Below are 2,801 nucleotides of genomic sequence, written 5' to 3' on the forward strand. Positions count from 1 at the left end.
CGGGAATTAAAATCCCCTACAGGTTTTGCTTGTTCTGTAAGGCTTTTAGTCGGTTTTTAACCGACTTGAGCTATTAGTCTCCCCCGGCAATTTTCTCCTCCTAGTGCAAATTCAAAAAAATAATGGGAAAATTATCCCAATATTTCCACAATTTGCCAGGGTTCCCATGACCTATTGCCTCAGAATCGCCGATATTCCCACCAACGAACGTCCGCGCGAGCGCTTGCTGACCTATGGGCCGAAAAGTCTCGCCACCGCCGAACTGATAGCCATTCTGCTCGGCACCGGTCAAGGATCGGGAAAACTCTCCGCCGTGGGACTCGGGCAATATATCCTGCAAAAACTCAGCGAACATCAGCGCGATCCCCTCGAAGTGCTGCGCGATATCAATCCCCAAGAACTGATGCAAATCCACGGCGTCGGACCGGCAAAAGCCACCAGCATTCTCGCCGCGATCGAACTCGGGAAACGTACCTTTTATTCTCGTCCTCCCGAACGCCAAGAAATCGACAGTCCCGATGCAGCCGCAGCAGCACTCTCCCACGAACTGATGTGGCAAACTCAGGAACGGTTTGCAGTCCTGCTGCTCGATGTGAAAAATCGCCTGATCGGCACTAAAGTAATTACCATCGGTACCGCCACAGAAACCCTCGCTCATCCCCGAGAAATTTTCCGCGAAGTCTTGCGCCAGGGGGCCACCCGCGCCATCATCTCCCACAACCACCCCTCGGGCAGCTTAGAACCCAGTTCCGAAGATATCCAACTCACCCGCCAGTTATTGCAAGCCGCCCAGTTGCTGCAAACCCCCCTGCTGGATCACTTGATTTTGGGCAACGGCGACTATCAGAGCTTGCGCCAAATCACCTCCCTGTGGGACGAATATCCCCAAGGAGACTAGGTTTCAGCCCCCGGTGAATCCCTGTCAAAAAAAATTTGGCAAAACTCTTGTGCATTTTCAGAAAGCTGTGTTATAGTAAGAAATCGTGCGGGCGATTAGCACAGTGGTAGCGCACTTCCTTCACACGGAAGGGGTCACTGGTTCGAATCCAGTATCGCCCATTTTTTTGTCAATAGCTTTGAAAAGCCCCACACCCTCGAAGGGTGTGGGGCTTTTAACTCATATAACTCGCTCCCAGCTCATCCGGGGAACGACCCAGAGTTACCGCCTCCCCCCCCAATAAATCGACAACATAATTTGCACCCTACGCGATTCCAATCCCCCCTTAAACCACCCATCTGCAGCAATTTTGCCCAGGCCGTGCATAAAAAACCCTGCCTCAATCCTTATAACCATAGTGACACACAACCGGGAGAGGATATCTCCAAGGAGTTGGGATTATGGCCACCACCCTAGCATCGGTAGCAGAGTTTCTGGACAATCGCGGATGGCGCTACCACCTGAACGAAGCGCAAAATCAGATAATTACCGACGTTGAGTCGCAACAGATAGACCGCTTTCTGATTGTGATTCAGGTTCAGGAAAACGGGGAATATTTAGCCCTGTTTGCGCCCCAGCTTTTATTTCTCAAAGACCATATCTATAAAGGAGTCGCCTTCCAGACCATGTTAGCCATCGCCTGGGAAAAGAAGCTATTGCGCTGGGAGTATGACCCCAGTGATGGAGAAGTGCGAAGCAGCGTGGATCTGGCGTTGGAAGATGCCCCCCTGAGCGAGAAACAGTTTAATCGCCTGCTGTCGGGGTTGATTCAGTTGACCGAGGAGGGGATAGAACGCTTAAAGACCGTATTAGCCACCGGGAATGACCCGGGACGACAACCGATTGCGGCACAGATAGCGGCGGCGTTGCAGGATATGTTGCCGGCGGAGGCGTTGGCGGAACTGCAGGCAGAACTGCAATACTTACAGGATGAGGAGTGAGCCTCATCACCGGGAACGTTTCACCCCTTCAGATACAGGGGACATTCCACCAACCGGGTTGTGCCGGTACTCTGTGTCTGACGGGATTCGCCTGACAAGGAGAAAGTTATGGCAGTGCAATTGGATCGAATTTGCGAATTTTTAGACCAGGAGGACTGGTCCTATGAAGTTGAACCGGAACAACAGCGCCTCATCGTGACGGTGGAGGGCATGGCTGTGGTCATCCAGATACGCGAAGCCGGGGAATTCGTGAGCTTCTTGGTGCCGCAACTGCTCACCATCAGCGAGAACCATCCCCAGGCGGAAGCGGCGTGGGAAACCTTGCTGCACCTGGGTTGGGAATACAAACTGGCGCGGTGGCAACGAGACCCGGAAGATGGGGAAGTGCGGCTACAGGCAGATTTGCCCTTGGAAAATAGCACCCTGACGGCGCGCCAGTTTTGGCGAACCTTGCGGGGGACGGTGCAAATTGCCCAACAGGGACGGGAACGAGTGCAGCACCGGTTGGAGACGGGGGAAGACATGGACCGGGCCGCCCAGAAACCTGGCATCAATCTGGCTATCGACCCGGAGGGCAACGAGCAGGTGGCTTTTCTGGGAATGCTGTTTGCGAAAATCGTAGAACATCAAGGCAATCCTCAACAGATTTATCCGATTCTGAAAGACAATCTGCATCACTTGAATGCTGCCTTAATTCCCGCCTTAGAACACTATTGGCATCGTTTACAATCTCGGGAAAGCGAAGCGCAAAACCCCCTCATTCCGGCAGTGTTTGTGGAATTTGGCAATCTGATTCAACAATTTCCCCTCGGCAATCAAGCCTTGAATCGGAAAATTGCGATCGCTTGCTACCAAGCCGCCCTCACCGTCTGGACCGGCGAGAGCGCTCCGACTCAGTGGGCAACCACCCAAAACAACCTGGG

The 2,801-nt window shown here is 53.1% G+C and carries 3 protein-coding genes and 1 tRNA gene; all 4 read left to right on the top strand.

What is annotated here, in order from left to right; genetic code table 11:
* Nucleotides 1–166 precede the first annotated feature (166 nt).
* Nucleotides 167–898 (top strand): RadC family protein, encoded by a 732-nt coding sequence (gene radC / locus AC0QH1_RS14855; RefSeq protein WP_324631964.1) that lies wholly within the window; start codon nucleotides 167–169, stop codon nucleotides 896–898.
* 89 nt (nucleotides 899–987) lie between these two features.
* Nucleotides 988–1,059, top strand: a tRNA-Val gene (locus tag AC0QH1_RS14860).
* 279 nt (nucleotides 1,060–1,338) lie between these two features.
* Nucleotides 1,339–1,878, top strand: coding sequence for a hypothetical protein (locus tag AC0QH1_RS14865; RefSeq protein ID WP_324631965.1), 540 nt, complete (start codon nucleotides 1,339–1,341; stop codon nucleotides 1,876–1,878).
* Between the two features lie 108 nt (nucleotides 1,879–1,986).
* The coding region (locus AC0QH1_RS14870; protein ID WP_324631966.1) for a YbjN domain-containing protein at nucleotides 1,987–2,801 on the top strand (815 nt) is incomplete at its 3' end.

The organism is Phormidium sp. CCY1219 (assembly GCF_055795085.1).